Here is an 18,931-nt window from a genome sequence, read left to right as displayed (position 1 = left end):
GGCAGCCACAAACTGCTCTGGGTGGGCTCGATCCGATCGCCAGCGGCCTGCCGGGGTTGCAGCCCCGGCAGGCCATTCCTCTCGGAACACCCCAATCAATATCCGATTGCGCTATTACAAGGGTGGGTTAGGCGAAGCCGTAACCCACCGCTTCTCTAACCGAGGATGCGGAAGTGGTGGGTTACGCTGCGCTAACCCACCCTACAACACCGCCTTCTTTGCTATAGTTCGACTTAGGCCCAATCACCCGGCGGTCGAACCATGCAATCTCCTCCCTCCATCCCCACCGCATCCTTCTCCGACGCGTCCCTCGCCGTTGCCCGCCTCGAGGAAATCTACGAGCGCAACACGAAATTCCTGCGCGACCGGTTCGAAGCCTATGTCGGCGGGGAAGCGATCACGATGCGGGTTCGCGCCTATTATCCCTTCGTCCGTATCACCACTGCGACGCATGCGCGGCTGGATTCGCGCCTTGCTTACGGCTTCGTCGCCGGACCCGGCGTGCATGAAACCAGCGTGACGCGGCCGGATCTGTTCCGCAGCTATTTCACCGAGCAGATCGGCCTCTTGATCCAGAACCACGGCGTGCCCGTCGAGATCGGCGAGTCCGCCGAGCCGATCCCGATCCACTTCGCCTATCGGCGCGACATCAATATCGAAGCCGCGATCACCACCAGCGAGAATTCGCCCGTGACACGCTCGCTGCGCGATGCGTTCGACGTGCCCGTTCTCGCGACCATGGACGATTCGATCGCCGACGGCACTTTCGAGCTCCAGCCTGATACGCCGGAGCCGCTGTCCCTGTTCCGCGCCGCCCGCGTCGATTACTCGTTGCGCCGGCTTTATCACTACACCGGCACCGATCCCGAATATTTCCAGAACTTCGTGATCTTCACCAACTACCAGTTCTATGTCGATGCCTTCGCGCAAGCGTGCCAGCAGCGGCTGCAGTCCGGCGAAGCCGGGCTCGAAGCTTTCGTCGCGCCCGGCAACGTGATCACGAACAGCGGCGGCGCGATCAGCGGCACCGCGCCGGCTCGCGCACCGCAGATGCCGGCCTTCCATCTGGTCGCACCTGGCTATCGCGGCATCACGTTGATCAACATCGGCACCGGTCCGTCCAATGCGCGCAACGTCACCGACCACGTCGCGGTGCTGCGGCCGCATGCCTGGCTGATGCTCGGCCATTGCGCCGGCCTGCGCAACACGCAGCGGCTCGGCGATTACGTGCTCGCGCACGGCTATGTGCGCGAGGATCACGTGCTCGATCGCGAGCTGCCGCTGTGGGTGCCGATCCCAGCGCTGGCCGAGATGCAGGTCGCGCTCGAGGAGGCGGTCGAGGACGTCACCGGGCTCGAAGGCTTCGAGCTCAAGCGCCTGATGCGCACCGGCACGGTCGCGAGCGTCGACAACCGCAATTGGGAAATTTCCGGGCCTGAGGTGATCCGCCGGCTGTCGCAATCGCGCGCGGTCGCGCTCGACATGGAATCGGCCGCCATCGCCGCCAATGGCTACCGCTTCCGCGTTCCCTACGGCACGCTGCTGTGTGTCTCCGACAAGCCGCTGCATGGCGAGATCAAGCTCGCGGGCATGGCCAGCGAGTTCTACCGCCGCCGCGTCGGCCAGCACCTTGAGATCGGCCTGAAGGCGCTGGAGCGGCTCAAGCAGCAGGAATCGGAACGCCTGCATTCGCGCAAGCTCCGCAGCTTTGCCGAAGTGGCGTTCCAGTAGGGCCGAAGCCGCACTTTGCTGCTGACAAGCGCAGCGATTTTCAGCATTGTCCGACGCGGGGCTCGACCGGGACGACTTGATGCCGCTCATGCGCCACAAGATCATTGGCCATGATCTGGAACGGCTGGCCTTTCGCTTCACCATGTTGAACGACGGCGAGGTCGTGCAGTGCCAGATCAGCGACGCCGCGATGGACGAGCTCGCGGGCATGCAGGGCACCGAAAGCAGCGCACGGCAGGCGCAATTCCTGTCGCTGCGCGAGACCATCGAGCGGATCGCGTCGGACCTCTACGACGAGGCACCGCGATTCCCGGGCTATGTGGTGCGCATTTTCATGCGGCATTTGGCAAAATAAGCCAGCCTGCATGCGATCCGCCAGGCGGTGAAAGGGCTGCGAAAGGATTCGTTAACGGCAGCCTGTAGTTGCAATGGATGGCGTCGACCCCGGCGTGCGATGATGTCTCGCGGTATTTCACGCCAACATTCTCGCATGACCAGAAGATCACTCCTGCTGCTCGTCGCCGTCGCCCTGCTGGCCGGAAATCTGGCATATGCCAGCCTCTCCGGGCCCAGCGGGTTTGCACGCGATTTCGATCAGAACCTCGCGCGATTCCCACTGGCGGCGTCTATCGCCCGCAGCGATCCCGCCCTCCGGGAGGTCTTGCTCCGAAAGACCGAGGCGGCGTTCAATGAAGGCGGATGGCCCGCCGCGAATGGCGTGCTCAACATCATTCTGGCGAACGAGATGGAAGCCTATGCCGATGACGAACACATCAATGCGGTGGACCGGGCAGAGCTGACAGCCCTTCTGAAGCTGATGAGCGACCCATTGGCATGCAAGTCCTTCCTCATGGCGGGTTCCCAGCGCGGCGAGTTTTCGGACGCAGCACAAGAGCTTGCAGAGCTCGGGGCGGCTCACGGGGCGGCGATCGCGAACGGTTTCGAACGCAAGACAAAGGGTGTCGCCCGGGTGCAGGCTGGTGACGAGGAGCTCGGAGCGATCGAGATGCAATTGCGTCGGGGGCCTTTCGCGGAGCTCACCCGGCAGGAGCTCGGGGCAGAGTCGAGATACCTCGGCGGCAACCCCGCTTTGATGTGCAGCGCGGCCATCAAGAAGCAGCTCAATCTGCTGTCAGTAGACAGAGTTTACTCGGCTTACGCCTCGCGCCTGCGGCGAGCCAGGGATAACAAGATCGATGTCGTCGAGGTCCGCGCGAAGCTGTGCCGCGAACCCGGTAATGGCTTGTCTTGCCCCTGAGCGGGGGTATCGATGGTGAGATGAGCGTGGGCTCCGCTCATCCCTCAAGCTTTCTCAACAACAGCTTCAGCGCCGTCGCCGCGAATACCTGCATGTTGCCGAACCGGTCGTTGCTTCCCGTCTCCAGCGTCATCACCTCTGACGCGGGCCCTGCAACCGCCATGCAGCTATGGCCCGCCGAATCGCCGTAGCGGTTGCCGGTGGGGCCGGCGGCGCCGGTCTCGGACAGGCCCCAGTCGCTGTCGAAGCGCGTTCGCATCTGCTCGGCCAGCAATTGCGCGTAGGGCTCCGACGACGACCGAAAGCCCTTCATTCCTTCGTCCGAAATATCCATCAGCACGCGCCTGGCATCGCGCGTATAGACCACCGCGCCGCCGAGGAAATAGGCGGATGCGCCGGGCACCGCGAGCAGGCTGGCCGCGATCAGGCCGCCGGCGGAGGATTCGGCAACCGCAATGGTCTGTTTGCGCGCGATCAGTTTGGCGGCGACCTGTTCCGCAATGCCGACGAGCTCTTTCATGTCGTAACCCCTCATTCCTTCGCAACCGAGCTCAGCCTTCCTAGCATATGACAGGACGCTTGGCCGAGTTGCGGGCGGCGGGCAGGCCTGCTTGAATGGCAGGGACAAGAAGAGACATGCGAGGAAACGTGAGAAGGGAGACGTGATGGCATCCCTGATCGCCGGTGGCATCGACTGCGACGTGCATCCGGCCGTGCCGCATCTGACCAGCCTGCTGCCGTACCTGAACGATTATTGGCGCGATCAGGTCACGACGCGCGGCATGGTCGACCTTATCTCGCAATCCTATCCGCAGAACTCGCCGATCACCGCGCGGCCGGACTGGCGCCCCGAGACCGGCAAGCCCGGCGAGAGTCTGGAGGCCATGCAGCGTCACGTGCTCGATCCCTTCCAGCTCAAGCATGCGATCTGCAACCCGCTCTACGGCGTTCAGATGGTGTTTTCGGAAGACATGCAGGCCGCCTTCTGCCGCGCGCTGAACGATTGGCTGGCGAAGGAATGGCTCGATCGCGACTCGCGGCTGCGTGGCTCGATCGTGATCCCCACGCAAAGCGTCGAGAAAGCCGTTGCCGAGATCGAGCGCTGTGCACCGGACGAGCGCTTCGTGCAGGTGCTGATGCTTGTCATGGGCGATACGCCGCTCGGCAAGCGCGCGCTGTGGCCGATCTACGAGGCCGCGGAACGTCTGGAACTCCCGGTAGGCATCCACGCCGGTTCCGCCTATCACAATCCGCCGACCGCCGTGGGTTGGGGGTCCTATCACATCGAGGATTATGTTGGGCAGGCCCAGGCGTTCCAGACCCAGCTCACCAGCCTGATCGTCGAGGGCGTGTTCGCCAAATATCCGCGGCTGAAAATGGTGATGCTGGAGTCCGGCGTGTCCTGGATCGCGCCCTATCTCTGGCGCCTGCACAAGTTCTGGCGCGGGGTACGGATGGAGACGCCGTGGGTCGATCGCGCGCCGCTGGAGATTGTGCGCAGCAACATCCGTTTCTCGTTACAGCCATTTGATGCGCCGCCGGAACCTCAGACATTAATTCGCCTGTTTGATCATATGCAGTCCGACGAATTGGTCCTATTCTCGACGGACTATCCGCACTGGCAGTTCGACGGCCAGGACGCGCTGCCCGAAGGTCTGTCCCCCGATCTCGTGCGCAAGATCATGATCGACAATCCGCATGCAACCTATCCCCGCCTGAAATGAGCCCGCTGCCAAAGGAGGCAAGGCGATGAATATCCAGTTCCGCGAGAACCAAGAAGCCGCTTCCCCACTGAACGTCAAAACCGCAATCGCGGACTGCGACATCCATCCGGCGCGCACGACCCACACCGAGCTCTACCCCTACCTCGCCAAACGCTGGCAGCATCACCTCGAAGTCTACGGCGTCCATGCCTATCAGGGCATGATGGAAGGCCCGCCCTATCCGAAGGCCCAGCCCAACGCCTCGCGCCGCGATGCCTATCCGCCGGAAGGCGGCCCGCAGGGCTCCTCGCTCGCCTTCATGCAGAAGCAATTGCTCGATCCCAACAACGTGCAGCTGGGCGTGCTCAATCCACTCAACACCGGGCAGGGCATCCGCAATCACGAGCTCTCAGCCGCTCTGTGCTCGGCGATCAACGATTGGCAGATCGACAAATGGACCAGTAAGGATAAGCGGTTGAAGGCCTCGATCGTGGTCGGCAATGAGGACGGGCTATCGGCCGCCGCCGAGATCCGCGAGCGCGCCGGGGACAAGAACTTCGTGCAGGTGCTGCTGCTCAGCCGCAATGTCGAGCCGCTCGGCCAGCGCCGCTATTGGCCGATCTATCAGGCTGCGGAAGAGGCCGGCCTTCCCGTCGGCGTGCACGCCTTCGGCTTCGGCGGCAATCCGATCACGCCGTCGGGCTGGCCATCCTATTACATCGAGGAGATGGTAGGGCATTCGCAGTGCCAGCAATCGGCGCTTGCGAGCCTGGTTTTGGAGGGCGTGTTCGAGCGCTTCCCGAAATTGAAGATGGTGATGATCGAGGCCGGCTTCGGCTGGGCGCCGTCACTGGCGTGGCGGCTGGACAAGGCCTGGCAGCGGCTCAGGAGCGAGGTGCCGCATGTAAAACGGCCGCCGTCGGAATATATCCGCGAGCAGGTGTGGTGGACGACGCAGCCGATGGAAGATCCTGAAAGGCGCGAGGATCTGTTCGATGTCATCAAATGGATCGGCTGGGATCGTCTCTTGTTCGCCACCGATTATCCGCATTGGGACTATGACGAGCCGTCGCGCGTGCTGCCGGCGGGAGTCAGCGAGGACAATCGCGAGGCGTTCTATCTCGGCAACGCAAAGAAGCTGTACGGGATAACCGCATGATCCGAAAAAGTGTGAAGCGGTTTTTCGGTCAGATCATGCGGAAAACATAGCATGGCGCGGCATGTGATTGCCGCGGTCGACGAGCTTCCGCCCGGCACGCGAAAATTCCTGGAGATCGACGGGCGGCCGATCGCAGTCTTCAACATCAAGGGCGAATATTTCGGCCTGATGAACCGCTGCCCGCATCAGGGTGCGGCGCTGTGTGAGGGCCCGCTGATCGGTCTCGCACAGTCGAGCAATCCCGGCGAGATCGAATACACCAAGTTAGGTGAGATCATCCGCTGCCCCTGGCACGGCTGGGAGTTCGATATCCGCACCGGCCAATCCTATTGCGACCCCCGCCGTTTCCGCGTGAAGGCCTATCCCGCCCATGTCGAGCCGGGCGCCAGCGTGGTGAAGGGGCCGTATGTCGCCGAGACCATCCCGGTGAAAGTCGAGAGCGACTACGTGGTGGTCGAAATCTAAGCCGCACCGGCGGTGCGCTCCCTCGCCCCGTTCTTACGGGGAGAGGGTTGGGGTGAGGGGCCTCTCTCAACACGAGCGGTCGTCGAGATATCTGTACCCCCTCACCCGAATTCGATCTGCGATCGAATTCGACCTCTCCCCGCAAGCGGGGAGAGGTGAAGACAGGCGGTCAATGCCCCGCAACCGGCGCCGCAGCGCGCGAAGAGGAACATTTTCACGCCTTATTCTGCGCCGCCGCGAGCACCCATTGCCGGAACGCAGCCAGCTTTGGGGCCTCGCGATGGCCCTCCGGCGCGACCAGGTAGAAGCCGGCGTCCGCCGGCAGCGCGATCTTGAAGGGGACAACGAGCCGACCTTTGGCGATGTCGTCCTGCACGTAGGAGGTCCGTCCCATCGCGACGCCGATGCCGTCGATCGCCGCCTGGATGGTCATGAAGATCATGTCGAAGGTGATGCCGGGGTGTCTTGCGATATCGGCCGGCAGGCCCGCCGCGGTCAGCCACAGCCGCCAGTCGTCGCTGTTGGTGCTCGACGTGTGCAGCAGCGGATGGTTGCGCAGGTCCTCGGGGCGGCGCAGCGGCTTGTCGCCGCGCAGCAGCGATGGGCTGCACACCGGAAACAGCTCGTCCGCCATCAGCCAGTCGGCGCGCAGGCCCGGCCATTGGCCGCGACCATAGCGGATCGCGGCATCGACATTGTCGCGCTGGAAGTCGACGAGGCTGGTCGAGGTGGTGATGCGCACATCGATGCCGGGGTGCTGCTCCTGGAAATCGGTCAGCCGCGGCAGCAGCCATTTGGCGGCGAGCGAGGCCAGCGTCGACACTGTCAGCACCTTGTCGTCGTCCTTGCGCAGGAGACGGTCCGTGGCGAGGCGCAAATCGTTGAAGGCGGCGCGGACGCCCGGCAAATAGTCGCGCGCCTCCGGCGTCAGCGCCAGCGCGCGGTTCTGCCGGATGAACAGGCGGATGCCGAGCTCCTCCTCCAGCCTGCGGATCTGATGGCTGATCGCGGTCTGGGTCACGTTCAGCTCGCTGGCTGCGAGCGTGAAGCTGAGATGGCGCGCGGCGGCCTCGAACGCCCGCAATCCGTTCAGGGAGGGCAATCTGGCAGTCATTTGGCAGCAGGATGCATGACGTTATTTCATGCGAAAAGGTACAAATTGTCGTTTGTCGCGGCGCAACAGAAGGCCGATATTAGCGGTCAACTTAGCTCAAGGAGCTGAAAATGTCTACATTGACCGACAATTCGATGACAAATCATCATGCGCACGGACTCCTTTACCAGATCGGCGAGACCCTTCACCTCTGGCACGAACGCTACCGGACCCGGCGCGAGCTGACCCACTGGACCGCCCGCGACCTCCACGACGTCGGGCTGTCCTGGTCCGACATTGCCTACGAGGCCGAAAAACCCTTCTGGCGGGCCTGAAAGGCCGCCAGGCCGGCGCCCCCTGAGCACAGGGGCGCCGGCGGTCCCTTTTCCGCAAGGCATGTGTCATGAGCACCCTTCGCCTCGACGACCTCAAGCAATATTCGGACGTGCTGCGCGCGAGGCATGGCGAGCGGCTCAATGTCCGTTTCGTCGAGCCGCGCGACACCGACGAGGTGCAGCACTATTTCCGGTCGCTCTCGACCCGCTCGCGCTACAACCGCTTCTTCGGCGCGATCAGCGAATTGCCGAAGGGCCTGCTGCACGATTTCCTCGAGGTCGGCGAGCACGATCGCTTCACTGTCGTCGCGACCATGATGGTCGATGGCTTCGAGACCATTGTGGCTGAAGCCCGCTATGCCTTCCATGCCGAGACCGCGATGCTCGAGTTCGGCCTCTCGGTCGATGACCGCTGGCAGGGCCACGGGATCGCCACCGCGCTGATGAAGAACCTCGAATGCCGCGCGGCCGCGCTCGGCGCCGAGCACATCTACGGCGACACGCTGCGCTCCAACGAGGCCATGGTCTCGCTCGCGCGCAAATCCGGTTTCACATTCATCAACCACCCCGATGACTGGAAGCTGGTGCGCTTCGACAAGGAGATCAACCTCGCGCCGCAAGACATTCCCTGCGCCAGCTGGCGCCTCGCCGCCCTTTCCCGTCAGGCCGATAGCCCCTCAGCCTCGGCCTGACACCACTGCAGCCCGGCCTGGTTATCCAGAGCCGGGCCTTTTTTGCTGCGCGGTCTCGTCTCAACGTCATTACAGGGCGCGGGGAGCGCGAGCCCGCTGTGAATGTTAGGCGCGCCTACTTCCCCGTGAACACCGCCTTGCGCTTCTCGATGAAGGCCTGCACGGCCTCCTTGTGGTCGGCGGTCGTGGTGAGGCGGACCAGACGCTCGGCCTCGTGGTCGCGCGCGGTTTCGAAGTCGAACAGCAGGGCCTCGTCGAGATTGTCCTTCATGTAGCGCAGCGCGAGGCGCGGGCCTTCGGCGAGGGATTTGGCCAGCGCGAACGCCTCCGTCTGCAATTTGTCGTCGGGCACGACGCGGTTGACGAGGCCGATCGCCTCGGCGCGCGCGGCATCGACGCGATCGCCGGTGAACATGAGTTCGCGTGCCCGCGCGGTGCCGACCAGCCGGGTGAGCAGCCAGGCGATGCCATAATCGCCGCTGAGCGCGATGCGGGCATAGCCGGTGGCGACGAAGGCCGATTGCGCGGCGATGCGTATGTCGCAGGCCATGGCGATGGCGAGCCCGGCACCGACCGCGGGGCCGGGCAGCGCAGCGATCGTCGGCTTGCGCACAGACACCAGCGCGCCGGTGAGCAGCCGCTGCCGCTCCTGCAGGTCGGCGACCTTGTCGTCAAAGGACATGTCGAGCTTGGCCTTGTCGCGATGCGCACCCATGCCCTTGACGTTGCCGCCGGCGCAGAAGGCTTCGCCCGCGCCGGTCAGCAGCAGTGCGCCGACATCGGGATTCTCGCCGCAGCTCCGGATCATCGTGCGCAGCGCCGGCGTCAGCGCGTCCGACAGCGAATTGCGCGCCTCCGGCCGGTTCAGCGTGATCACAGCGACGCGGTCGCGGATCGTGCAGAGGAGCTCATTGGTGCCGGTGTCGATGGTGGTTTCCGTGGTCATGGTTTCTCCCTTCCTTCGTCATTGCGAGCGAAGCGAAGCAATCCAGAATCTTTCGGCGGAGACAGTCTGGATTGCTTCGTCGCTTCGCTCCTCGCAATGACGGGTATTGTTGTCAGCTTGCCCTCAAAACCTCTCCACCCAGGGCCGCAGCTCCAGCTCCCAGCTCCAGGCGCTGCGCGGCTGCTGCAGCACGTTCCAATAGCTCTGTGCGATCGCGTCGGGATCGAGCATCGAGTCCGGCTTGTCCGCCGGATCCGTCCGCGCGGCGCTCCTGATGCCGCCGTCGATGACGAAATGCGCGACATGGATGCCCTGCGGCGAGAGTTCGCGCGCCATGCTCTGGGCAAGGCCCCGCAGCGCGAACTTGCCCATCGCGAACGGAGCCGACTGCGCATAGCCCTTGACGCTGGCGGAGGCGCCGGTGAACAGGATCGCGCCGTACTGGTTCGGCAGCATGCGCTTGGCCGCCTGCTGCGCCACCAGGAAGCCGCCATAGGCGCTGACCGCAATCGCCTGCGCGACGTCGGCGGGCACGAGATCGACGAACGGCCCGCGCGTGCGGCCGGAGGCGTTGTAGACGACGAGGTCGGGCGTGCCGATCTCGCGCTCGACCAGACCGAACAGCCGCTCCACCTCGTCGGGCTCGGTGGCGTTGCAGGCATAGGCCTTGGCCCCGGTCTCGGTGCAGAGCGCGCCAAGCTTCTCGATCTTGCGTGCGGCGAGCGCGATGCGGATGCCCTGCGCCGCTAGCAGGCGCGCCAGCGATGCGCTGAGGCCTTCGCCGGCACCGACGATGAGGGCGATCTTGTACTTCGGGTGTTCCATGGCGTGATCTCTCGGAGGTAGGAGCCGCTGATCTATGCATGGTCCGCGCAGACAACCAGCCGGCGCGATCACAATTCCGCAGGGCGAGTTGCTCCCTCGCGGCGATCATGCCGCCCTGACATTTTGCGGCTTTATCGCTGTCCGCGACTGGAGCATGATCGACATCATCCAAAGCGGCAAGCGCAAAGAATTGCCGTCGGACGGAAACGAAGAGGACGATCATGCCAAGACCGGTTAAAGCGCAGCCAAAAGATATCGCGGCCGCATCCTCCGGCCTGCTGGCGCCCGATACATCCGGCATGAATTTCTACCGCGCCGATCCCGCGCTCACGGACCTTCTGCGCATCCATCTGCCGGAGAATCTGTTCCGCCACATCGAGCCGCATCTCGACCGCCTCGGCGAGCTCGCCGGCGGCCATCTCGACGAATGCGCGCGGCTCGCCGACCGGCACACGCCCATCCTGCACCAGCGCGACAAGTTCGGCCGTGACGTGCAATGGATCGAATATCATCCGGCCTATCGCGAGCTGGAGAACGCCGCGTTCGGCGAGTTCGGCATCCACGCGCTTTCAATCCGCAAAGGCATCATGGGCTGGTCGGACAAATACCCTGTTGTGGCCAAGCACGCCTTCACCTTCCTGTTCAACCAGACCGAATTCGGCATGGGCTGCCCGATCAACGTCACCGATGGCTGCGCCAAGCTCTTGGCGAATTTCGGCAGCGAGGCGCTCAAGGCGAAATATCTGGATGGCCTGACCTCGACCGACATGAGCAAGCTGACCCAGGGCGGCCAGTTCATGACCGAGAAGGAAGGCGGCTCCGATGTCGGCACGCTGACCACGAGAGCCGTGCAGGAAGGCGACCATTGGCGCCTCTATGGCGAGAAATGGTTCTGCTCGAATGCCGACGCCAAGGTCGTGATGCTGTTGGCGCGCCCTGAAGGCGCCGGCCCCGGTACGCGCGGCGTCGGCCTGTTTTTGATGCCGCGTTTCCTCGACGACGGTTCGCAGAACCATTACCGGATCGTGCGCCTCAAGGACAAGCTCGGCACCCGCTCGATGGCCTCGGGCGAGATCAAGCTTGAAGGCGCGATCGCCTATGCCGTCGGCAAGCTCGACCGTGGTTTCGTGCAGATGGCCGAGATGGTGAACTCCTCGCGCCTCTCCAACGGCGTCAAGTCCACCGCACTGATGCGCCGCGCCTATCACGATGCGATGACGGTCGCGACCAACCGCGTCGTGTTCGGGCAGCGCATCATCGATCTGCCGCTGGGACGGCGGCAGATGCTGAAGATCATGCTGCCGGTGGAGCAGGGCCTGTCGATGAGCTTCCTCACTGCTGATGCCCTCGACCGTGCCGAGGCCGGCAGCCAGGACGCCGCGGCGCTGCTGCGCATTCTCACCCCCACGCTGAAATTCCGCGCTACGCGCGATGCGCGCAAGGTTTGCGGCGATGCGCTCGAGATGCGCGGCGGCATCGGCTATATCGAGGAATTCGCCACCGCCCGCCTGCTGCGCGATGCGCATCTCGGCTCGGTCTGGGAAGGCACCGGCAACATTGTCGCGATCGATGCACTGCGGCGGGCAGTCGGCCGCCACGGCGCGGAATCCGCGCTCGCGGCCGATCTGCACGCCCGGCTCGGCGACAGCGCCTCGGTGCCGCAGGCTTGGCGCGATCATCTGCGTGGCCTCACCGACCGCGCCGTCGGCTTCGCACGCGAAGTTGCGGCCAAGTCCGAGAACGAAGCCGATGCGCGCCGCGCTACCAGCGCGCTCTATCACGTCGCCAGCGCAGTCGCGCTCGCCTGGGAAGCACACCGCATTTACGAGATGCGCGGCGATGCACGCCGGCTGCTGCTGTCGCGCCTCGTGATCGACCACCGCGTGGCGCCGAACGATCCGTTCCGGCTGACGGAAAATGCCGCGCAGGCGAAGATGGCCGAACTGCTGCTCGGCGATCGCGCAGCCGGCATGAGCGAGGTTGGCGAACTGGTTCTGGCGGCGTAGGCTGCGCGCTGCGATCAAACAAAAAGCGCGATAGGGAGTGTTCGATGAAGGCCGCCGTCCTCTATGAAGTCAACCAGCCGCTCGTCATCGAGGACATCAGCCTGCCGAAGCCGGGACCGCGCGAGGTGCTGATCCGCACCGCCGTCGCCGGCCTCTGCCACTCCGACCTGCATTTCATGGAAGGGCTCTATCCGCATCCGCTGCCGGCAGTGCTCGGACACGAATCCGCCGGCGTGGTCGAGCAGGTCGGCTCCGATGTCACCTATGTGAAGCCCGGCGACCATGTCGTCACATGTCTCTCCGTCTTCTGCGGCACCTGCGACAATTGCACGACCGGCCGCACCGTGCTCTGCACCGACGCGACGGTGAAGATGCTGCCGGGCGTCTCCAACCGGATGCAATGGTCGAAGCCGGAGAAGCTGCACCAGTTCCTCAATCTCTCCTCCTTCGCCGAGCAGATGCTGGTGCACGAGAATGCCATTGTGAAGATCCGCAAGGACATGCCGCTCGATCTCGCCGCGCTGATCGGCTGCGGTGTCATCACCGGCTATGGCGCGGTGGTGAACACGGCGAAGGTGACGGCCGGCGAGACCGTGGCGGTGATCGGCTGCGGCGGCGTCGGCATGGCCGCGATCAACGGCGCGCAGATCGCCGGCGCCGGCCGTATCATCGCCATCGATACCAATCCCGCAAAACTCCAGCTCGCGACCAAGCTTGGCGCGACCGACATCATCAACCCGGCCGACGGCGATGTCGTCAAGCAGGTCCGCGACCTCACCAATGGCGGCGTGCACCATTCCTTCGAGGTGCTGGGCCGCAAGGAGACGGCCGAGCAGGCTTTTGCGATGCTCGCCTCCGGCGGCACCGCCACCATCGTCGGCATGATCCCGTTCGGCCAGAAGATCGAGCTGCACGGCTTCGACTTCCTGCGCGAGCGCAAGATCCAGGGCTCTTCGATGGGCTCGAACCACTTTCGGGTCGACATGCCGCGCCTGGTCGACTTCTATTTGCGCGGCCGACTGCATCTGGAAGACTGGATCTCGGCCAAGCTGAAGCTGTCCGAGATCAACGAGGGCTTTGCCAACATGAAAGCGGGCAAGACGCTACGCAGCGTGATCGTGTTCGATAGCTAGCGGCCGTTACGGTGTCATCGCCCGGTCAAGCCGGGCATGAAAGTTCGTAGCCCGGATGGAGCGAAGCGCAATCCGGGATCTTTGTCGCGGATCGGCTGTCCCGGATTTCGCTTCGCTCCATCCGGGCTACAGGACTTCGAAGCATCAATCGTCGAACATCTTCGGCGGCACGAAGCCGCCGAACTCGCGCTCGATCAGCTCGGCGAGCTTGAGCGGCGTCCTGTCCTCGAGGAAGGGACCGACGATCTGCACACCGACAGGCAGACCGTGTTTCGACAGGCCGAGCGGAACGGCCGTTGCCGGCAGGCCCGGAAGCGTTGCGATGCCCGGCCAGGCGAGCTGGTCGGAATAGGGGTAATCCTTGCCGTCGATGCTGATCGTTCGCAGGCGTTGTTCCGGCGAATGATCGTGCGGAAAGGCCGGCGTCGGCATGATCGGGCAGATCACCGCGTCGAAGCTCTTGAACAACGCCCGCCATTGCGCGCGGAGCACGGCGCGGGTCCCTGCGTCGAGGACCCAGGCGCGGTGGCTCGCGGTGATGCCGCGCAGCCGCTCCGCGTCAAGGCTGGTGTCCTCCGGTGACAGCTGGCTCGCCCGCGCCTGCGCATCCGCCAGCTCGTCGGGAGGTAGGAACGCGCCGAGGAAACCCAGCAGCATGCGCATGTAAAGCCGGGACGTCTCCGCGAAGTCCGGGAGCAGCGCGCTCTCGCGTGCGACGGTGACGCCGGCCTTCGCAAGATCGATTGCGAGCTTGTCGATTGCGCTGCGGACATCCCTGTCGCTCGGCAGCAGAGGATGGCTGTCGATCACCAGGATACGAAAATCCCGCAGCGACTGATGCCGCGCAGCCGGCAAATCGAGCTTGTAGGCGATACCGATGTCGAGAGGATCGGGTCCCGCCATGACGTCGAGCAGCAAGGACAGATCCGCCGCCGTGCGCGCCATCGGCCCGATGACGGCGAGGTCGCCCTCGCGCGGAACGGCTGGAAACGGCGGCGGGGTCTCGCCGCGCGCCGCGCAGAGATTAAGGGTCGGCTTGTGCGCGAACACGCCGCAATGAAATGCCGGCACACGCAGGGAGCCGCCGATGTCCGAGCCGGTGGCGAGCGCGCAATAGCCTGCGGCGAGGGCTGCCGCCGATCCCCCGGACGAACCGCCCGGCGTGCGGCCGAGATCGTAGGGGTTGTTGGTGGTGCCATAGATGTCGTTGTAACTCTGCCAGTCGCCGAGGCCGACCGGCACGTTGGTCTTGCCGAGGATCACGCCGCCGGCCTGCTTGATGCGGGTCACCGCCAGCGCGTCTTCCACGGGCTTGAAGCCCTTCTGCGGCACGAATCCCCAGGTCGTCGGCAGGCCTGCGATGTTGAAGGATTCCTTGATCGTCGTGGGCAGGCCGAGCAGCGGCTTGTGCTCGCCGCGCGCCAGCGCCGCATCCGCCTCGCGCGCCGCAACGAGCGCGCGATCGAAATCGCGCACGCACACCGCGTTGATCCTGCCGTCGTGCCGTTCGATACGCGCAATCGAATCCTGCGTGAGCTCGACCACCGAGACCTTCTTCGCACGCAACGCGGCCGACAATTCGCCCGCACTCTTGAAACTCCATTCCGATCCGGCCACGGCGCTTCTCCCGCTCTGGTTGCTCGAAGATGATGCGCAGTCTGGCCGAATCTCGCAACGGCTGTTTGATGAAGATTGTGGTTCCCGGTCAAATCAGGCCATGCCGGCCCTGGCGAGGAAGTCGAGCAGCAACCGGCTGACCGCGGCCGGCTGCTCCTGCTGGACCCAATGGCCGGCGCCGTCGACGAGATGGCAGCCGAGCATCTTCGTGCACGCGCTGCGCTGCATTGTCTCGAAAGCGCCGGCCCGTTGATAGGTGCCCCAATCCTGCTTGCCCGAGATGAAGCAGGAGGGCACATCGATGCTGCGGCCGGCAAACAATTGCATCTCGTCATTGAGCATGCCCGATGTGCCGTAGCGGTACCATTGCAGCCCGCCCTGAAATCCGGTGCGGCTGTACTCGGCGCTGTAATAGGCAAGGTCGCTGTCCCGCAGCCATTGGTTCGCGGCGATCGCGGCCGGCGAGGGCATCTCCTTCGCGACCGTCTCGGCCATGGTCTCGTGCAAGTCCATCACGTAATAGGTCGGCAGCTTCGCCAGCTCCTGCGCCGACCATGCTTGCAGCGGATAGGGCTTGTTGTCGGTCCAGTCCGCGCTCTTGTGATGATAGTAGGCGCGCAGGAAATCATGCACGCCCTGCGGTGCCTGCTGCATATCGGCATTGGCTTCCCGTGTCGAATAATACCATTGATAGTGCTTGCGTGGCCGCGGCAGCGAGGCGAGCTCACGATGCACCGGGTCTTCCACCGCGGGCTTTGCCGGATTGTCGACCGTGCCGAACGGCAGCGGCGGCGGTCCGCCGAACGGCGCGCTCATCATCGTCACCGAACGAAACACGTCGGGCCGGATCAAGGCGCACCAGGCTGCGACCGGGCTGCCAAAATCATGTCCGACCACATCGACCTGCCTGTAGCCGAACGCCGACACCAGGCCGAGCGCATCGCGCACGAGACTGAGAAGCGAGAACGGCGCGAGAGGGCCGTCGTACTCCGCGCTCCATCCCGTGGTGCGTCCGTAGCCGCGCTGGTCCGGTGCGATCACGTGGTAGCCGGCCGCGCTGAGCGCCGGCATCACCTTGCGCCAGGAGAAGGCGAGCTCGGGAAAGCCGTGCAGCAAGAGGATACAGCGCCGTCCCTTGGTCTCGAAACCGGCCTCCAGCACATGCATCCGCAAGCCGTTGATGCCGTCGACGGTGCGCGAGCGGATGCCGGCGGGCAGGGGAATGTCGGGGAGTGCGGTCATCGTATTCTCCACACGGGCAGTATCGGCGGGTGGGTTAGCCCCGGGGATTGCGCGAAGCGCAAGCCGCGCGGCGTAACCCACCTCTTTATTCTCCGCGGAGGCAGAAGTGGTGGGTTACGCTCGGCGTCTGCGCTTCGCGCAGCCGCAGAGCTAACCCACCCTACGACAGCCAGACTAAACCGCCACACATTCGAACGCGTTGCCCTTGCTCCTGATCTTCCCGACCGACGGCGAGGGGAAATGCGCGGTGCAGCACAGCGTGTCGGTGTCGCAATAGCGTTCCAGGAAGCTGCGGCGCGTCTTCGCGGCTGCGGCCGGATCGACGTCGAACTTGATCGACAGCTCCGGATAGAGCGTCTGCAGCGGCGAGTGCATGAGATCGCCGGAGAACACCGCATCGTCCTTGCCGCGGCCCATCGTGATGGCGATATGGCCGGGCGTGTGACCCGGCGTCGGCAGGATGCGGACGTGGTCGCCGATTTCGTGGTCATTGCCGACGAGCTCGTGCCTGTTGGCCTCGACGACCGGCAACACGCTGTCGACGAAGGGCGGAATCTCCGTCTTCGCGTTCTGCGCGGACCAGTGATCGAACTCTTGCTTGGCGAACAGATAGCGCGCCTTGGGGAAGGTCGGCACCCAGCGGCCGTTCTCAAGCCGCGTATTCCAGCCGACGTGATCGACATGCAGATGCGTGCACATCACGAAGTCGATGTCGTCGACCGAAAACCCCGCGGCGCCGAGGCCGCGCAAATAGGTGTCGTCGGTCTTCATGTTCCATTTCGGCCGCGGCCGCGGCTTGTCGTTGCCGATGCAGCTGTCGACCAGGATGGTGTGGTGCGGCGTCTTCACCACGTAGGACTGGAAGCACAGCAGCAGCACGTCCTCATCGTCCAGTGCCTTCGCCTCGCGCATCCAAGCCCGGTTCTCGGCCAGCACCTCGGCCGTCAGCCCCGGCAGCATCTCCAGCGCCGGGACGAACGAGGTCTCCTGCTCGATGATGCGATGGATGGTGAGATCGCCGACCGAGAATCTGAGGCTCATGAGGACTCCCGAGACTTATGCCGCTGGCGGCACCGAGATCTTGACGGAGGGCCGCTCCAGCATCTTCTGGTGGAATGCGTCGAGCTTCGGAAAGGCCTTACGCCAGCCGCAATCGGCGAAGCGGAAGTCGGCATAGCCGAGCACGCAAACGAGGCCGATCTGCGAGATGTCGAACGGGCCGTTCAGCACGTCAGGCATGTTCTCGAACCGCGCCATGCCGGTCCAGGCCCTGTTCCAGTGGTCGTCCGACCAAGCCTGCCATTGCAGGCCCTGCGGCCGCACCATCTTCTCGTAGCGGCACAGCAGCATGGAGTCGAGCATGCCGTTGATCAGCGAGTGATTGGTCTTGGCTTTCCAGCGCCGCGGGCCGTAATCCGGGATCAGGCTGCCGCCGGCGATCTCGTTGAGATATTCGACGATGACATAGGAATCCAGGATCACGTCGTCGTCATTGGTGATCAGCACCGGCAGCTTCTTCAGCGGCGTGATCTTCGAATAATCCTCGTTGGCGGTGCCCGGCGTGACGCTCGCGGGCACGAGCTCGATCTTGTCGATCAGCCCGAGCTCGATCGCAGCGATGCGCACCTTGCGGGCAAAGGGCGAGGCGGGGGAGAAGGTGAGCTTCATGGAGAGTATCCCACAAATGAACGTTTTGTTTCGTCATTGCGAGGAGCGAAGCGACGAAGCAATCCAGAGTGTTGCCGCGGAGGGATTCTGGATTGCTTCGCTTCGCTCGCAATGACGGCGAGAGGGCGGAGGCTTACGCCGCCACGATCTCCTGGCGCTGCTCGCCGAGGCCTTCGATGCCGAGCGTGACGACGTCGCCGACATTGAGGAAGGTCGGTGGCTTCATGCCGAGGCCGACGCCCGGCGGGGTGCCCGTTGTGATGACGTCGCCGGGCAGGAGCGTCATGAACTGCGAGACATAGGAGATGCACTTGGCCATCGAGAAGATCATGGTCTTGGTCGAGCCGGTCTGGCGGCGCTGGCCGTTGACGTCGAGCCACATCGACAGGTTCTGTACGTCCTTGATCTCGTCCTTGGTGGCGAGCCACGGCCCGAGCGGGCCGAACGTGTCGTGCGACTTGCCCTTGGTCCACTGGCCCAGGCGCTCGATCTGGAAAGCGCGCTCGGAGACGTCGTTGCAGACGCAATAGCCGGCGACGTGGTTCAGCGCGTCGGCTTCCGAGACGTATTTGGCGCGGGTGCCGATGATGGCGGCGATCTCGACCTCCCAGTCGAGCTTGGTCGAGCCGCGCGGCTTCTCGACGGGATCATTCGGGCCCGACAGCGAGGTATTGGCCTTCATGAAGATGATCGGCTCGCTCGGAATCTCGGCGCCGGTCTCCTTGGCATGGTCGGAATAGTTGAGGCCGATCGCGACGAATTTCGAGATACCGGTGACGGGGGCGCCGAACCGGGGCTTGCCGGAGACGGCGGGCAGCGAGGCGGGATCGAGCGCGGCCAGCTTCTTCAGGGATTCAGGCGAATAGGCCTCGCCGGTGAGGTCCTTCAGATGCGCCGACAGGTCGCGCAACTGGCCGGATCTGTCGATCAGGCCGGGCTTTTCCGCACCCTTCTCGCCATAACGAACAAGCTTCATTCTCGTTTCTCCCTGGGAATGGACCGATCGGTTAACTGCTTCATGGAACAGGGCGGCGGGAAATTCAACCGCCCAAAACGGG

Annotated in this window: 20 protein-coding genes; 11 read left to right on the top strand and 9 right to left on the bottom strand. The window is 64.3% G+C overall.

Going from position 1 to position 18,931, the window contains the following annotated elements; all coding sequences use genetic code 11:
- Window positions 1-261 precede the first annotated feature (261 nt).
- The 3 genes from I6F36_RS14490 to I6F36_RS14480 all read left to right on the top strand — a co-directional run bounded on the left by I6F36_RS14490 (window position 262) and on the right by I6F36_RS14480 (window position 2,989).
- Window positions 262-1,731: an AMP nucleosidase gene (locus I6F36_RS14490; RefSeq protein ID WP_074447674.1), complete on the top strand. Its 1,470-nt coding sequence runs from the start codon at window positions 262-264 to the stop codon at window positions 1,729-1,731.
- A gap of 79 nt (window positions 1,732-1,810) precedes the next feature.
- Entirely contained in the window at window positions 1,811-2,086 is a 276-nt protein-coding gene (locus I6F36_RS14485; RefSeq protein ID WP_035997098.1) for a DUF1488 family protein, read from the top strand.
- Between the two features lie 135 nt (window positions 2,087-2,221).
- On the top strand, window positions 2,222-2,989 hold the full coding sequence (locus I6F36_RS14480; RefSeq protein WP_225171630.1) for a hypothetical protein: 768 nt from the start codon (window positions 2,222-2,224) through the stop codon (window positions 2,987-2,989).
- Window positions 2,990-3,026: 37 nt separating this feature from the next.
- On the opposite strand, the gene I6F36_RS14475 is transcribed toward I6F36_RS14480, so the two are convergent.
- Window positions 3,027-3,509, bottom strand: coding sequence for a CinA family protein (locus tag I6F36_RS14475; protein ID WP_035997104.1), 483 nt, complete (start codon window positions 3,507-3,509; stop codon window positions 3,027-3,029).
- A gap of 145 nt (window positions 3,510-3,654) precedes the next feature.
- On the opposite strand from I6F36_RS14475, the gene I6F36_RS14470 reads away from it, so the two are divergent.
- From I6F36_RS14470 to I6F36_RS14460, 3 genes are read left to right on the top strand one after another with little or no spacing between them, the layout of a single operon-like run.
- Window positions 3,655-4,713 carry an amidohydrolase family protein gene (locus tag I6F36_RS14470; protein ID WP_225171629.1) on the top strand — a complete coding sequence of 353 codons (1,059 nt, stop codon included), beginning with the start codon at window positions 3,655-3,657 and terminating at the stop codon, window positions 4,711-4,713.
- A gap of 25 nt (window positions 4,714-4,738) precedes the next feature.
- On the top strand, window positions 4,739-5,851 hold the full coding sequence (locus I6F36_RS14465; RefSeq protein WP_035997110.1) for an amidohydrolase family protein: 1,113 nt from the start codon (window positions 4,739-4,741) through the stop codon (window positions 5,849-5,851).
- Between the two features lie 51 nt (window positions 5,852-5,902).
- Window positions 5,903-6,316 (top strand): Rieske (2Fe-2S) protein, encoded by a 414-nt coding sequence (locus I6F36_RS14460; RefSeq protein ID WP_035997113.1) that lies wholly within the window; start codon window positions 5,903-5,905, stop codon window positions 6,314-6,316.
- A gap of 214 nt (window positions 6,317-6,530) precedes the next feature.
- Here the strand turns inward: I6F36_RS14460 and I6F36_RS14455 are convergent, their stop codons facing one another.
- Window positions 6,531-7,430 (bottom strand): transcriptional regulator GcvA, encoded by a 900-nt coding sequence (locus I6F36_RS14455; protein ID WP_225171628.1) that lies wholly within the window; start codon window positions 7,428-7,430, stop codon window positions 6,531-6,533.
- A 110-nt stretch (window positions 7,431-7,540) separates the two neighbouring features.
- On the opposite strand from I6F36_RS14455, the gene I6F36_RS14450 reads away from it, so the two are divergent.
- Both I6F36_RS14450 and I6F36_RS14445 read left to right on the top strand, forming a co-directional pair.
- Window positions 7,541-7,744, top strand: a complete 204-nt coding sequence (locus I6F36_RS14450; protein ID WP_109142283.1) for a DUF1127 domain-containing protein — start codon at window positions 7,541-7,543, stop codon at window positions 7,742-7,744.
- Between the two features lie 68 nt (window positions 7,745-7,812).
- Complete coding sequence (locus I6F36_RS14445) at window positions 7,813-8,436, top strand: GNAT family N-acetyltransferase (RefSeq protein WP_225171627.1); 624 nt, start codon at window positions 7,813-7,815, stop codon at window positions 8,434-8,436.
- A 115-nt stretch (window positions 8,437-8,551) separates the two neighbouring features.
- Here I6F36_RS14445 and I6F36_RS14440 read toward each other — a convergent pair whose 3' ends face one another.
- Window positions 8,552-9,382: an enoyl-CoA hydratase gene (locus I6F36_RS14440; RefSeq protein ID WP_225171626.1), complete on the bottom strand. Its 831-nt coding sequence runs from the start codon at window positions 9,380-9,382 to the stop codon at window positions 8,552-8,554.
- Window positions 9,383-9,505: 123 nt separating this feature from the next.
- The gene (locus tag I6F36_RS14435) at window positions 9,506-10,207 is read right to left on the bottom strand and encodes an SDR family NAD(P)-dependent oxidoreductase (RefSeq protein ID WP_225171625.1); all 702 of its coding nucleotides are present in this window, start codon (window positions 10,205-10,207) and stop codon (window positions 9,506-9,508) included.
- A gap of 34 nt (window positions 10,208-10,241) precedes the next feature.
- Here I6F36_RS14435 and I6F36_RS14430 point away from each other — a divergent pair, with 34 nt between their 5' ends.
- Genes I6F36_RS14430 through I6F36_RS14420 form a run of 3 tightly spaced genes read left to right on the top strand, consistent with a single transcriptional unit; the run spans window position 10,242 to window position 13,346 of the window.
- Complete coding sequence (locus tag I6F36_RS14430) at window positions 10,242-10,445, top strand: hypothetical protein (protein WP_109142287.1); 204 nt, start codon at window positions 10,242-10,244, stop codon at window positions 10,443-10,445.
- A complete protein-coding gene (locus I6F36_RS14425; RefSeq protein ID WP_225139430.1) occupies window positions 10,429-12,213 on the top strand; it encodes an acyl-CoA dehydrogenase family protein in 1,785 nt (594 codons plus the stop codon). Before I6F36_RS14430 ends, I6F36_RS14425 begins: the two co-directional genes overlap by 17 nt.
- Window positions 12,214-12,257: 44 nt before the next feature.
- Window positions 12,258-13,346, top strand: a complete 1,089-nt coding sequence (locus tag I6F36_RS14420; RefSeq protein WP_035997137.1) for a Zn-dependent alcohol dehydrogenase — start codon at window positions 12,258-12,260, stop codon at window positions 13,344-13,346.
- Between the two features lie 144 nt (window positions 13,347-13,490).
- Here the strand turns inward: I6F36_RS14420 and I6F36_RS14415 are convergent, their stop codons facing one another.
- The 5 genes from I6F36_RS14415 to I6F36_RS14395 all read right to left on the bottom strand — a co-directional run bounded on the left by I6F36_RS14415 (window position 13,491) and on the right by I6F36_RS14395 (window position 18,849).
- Window positions 13,491-14,963, bottom strand: a complete 1,473-nt coding sequence (locus I6F36_RS14415; RefSeq protein ID WP_225139429.1) for an amidase — start codon at window positions 14,961-14,963, stop codon at window positions 13,491-13,493.
- 93 nt (window positions 14,964-15,056) lie between these two features.
- Window positions 15,057-16,205: an alpha/beta hydrolase gene (locus tag I6F36_RS14410; RefSeq protein WP_275945411.1), complete on the bottom strand. Its 1,149-nt coding sequence runs from the start codon at window positions 16,203-16,205 to the stop codon at window positions 15,057-15,059.
- Window positions 16,206-16,379: 174 nt separating this feature from the next.
- Window positions 16,380-17,246 (bottom strand): MBL fold metallo-hydrolase, encoded by an 867-nt coding sequence (locus tag I6F36_RS14405; RefSeq protein ID WP_225129054.1) that lies wholly within the window; start codon window positions 17,244-17,246, stop codon window positions 16,380-16,382.
- Between the two features lie 15 nt (window positions 17,247-17,261).
- The gene (locus I6F36_RS14400) at window positions 17,262-17,873 is read right to left on the bottom strand and encodes a glutathione S-transferase family protein (protein ID WP_225171624.1); all 612 of its coding nucleotides are present in this window, start codon (window positions 17,871-17,873) and stop codon (window positions 17,262-17,264) included.
- Window positions 17,874-18,006: 133 nt separating this feature from the next.
- On the bottom strand, window positions 18,007-18,849 hold the full coding sequence (locus I6F36_RS14395) for a fumarylacetoacetate hydrolase family protein (protein ID WP_035997147.1): 843 nt from the start codon (window positions 18,847-18,849) through the stop codon (window positions 18,007-18,009).
- Window positions 18,850-18,931: the final 82 nt, after the last annotated feature.

Source organism: Bradyrhizobium sp. BRP19 (genome assembly GCF_020194195.1).
In the GTDB taxonomy this organism is placed as follows: Bacteria; Pseudomonadota; Alphaproteobacteria; order Rhizobiales; family Xanthobacteraceae; genus Bradyrhizobium; species Bradyrhizobium yuanmingense.
The sequence above is the reverse complement of the archived record's forward strand: the minus strand, read 5'-3'. Positions and strand labels throughout refer to the sequence as shown.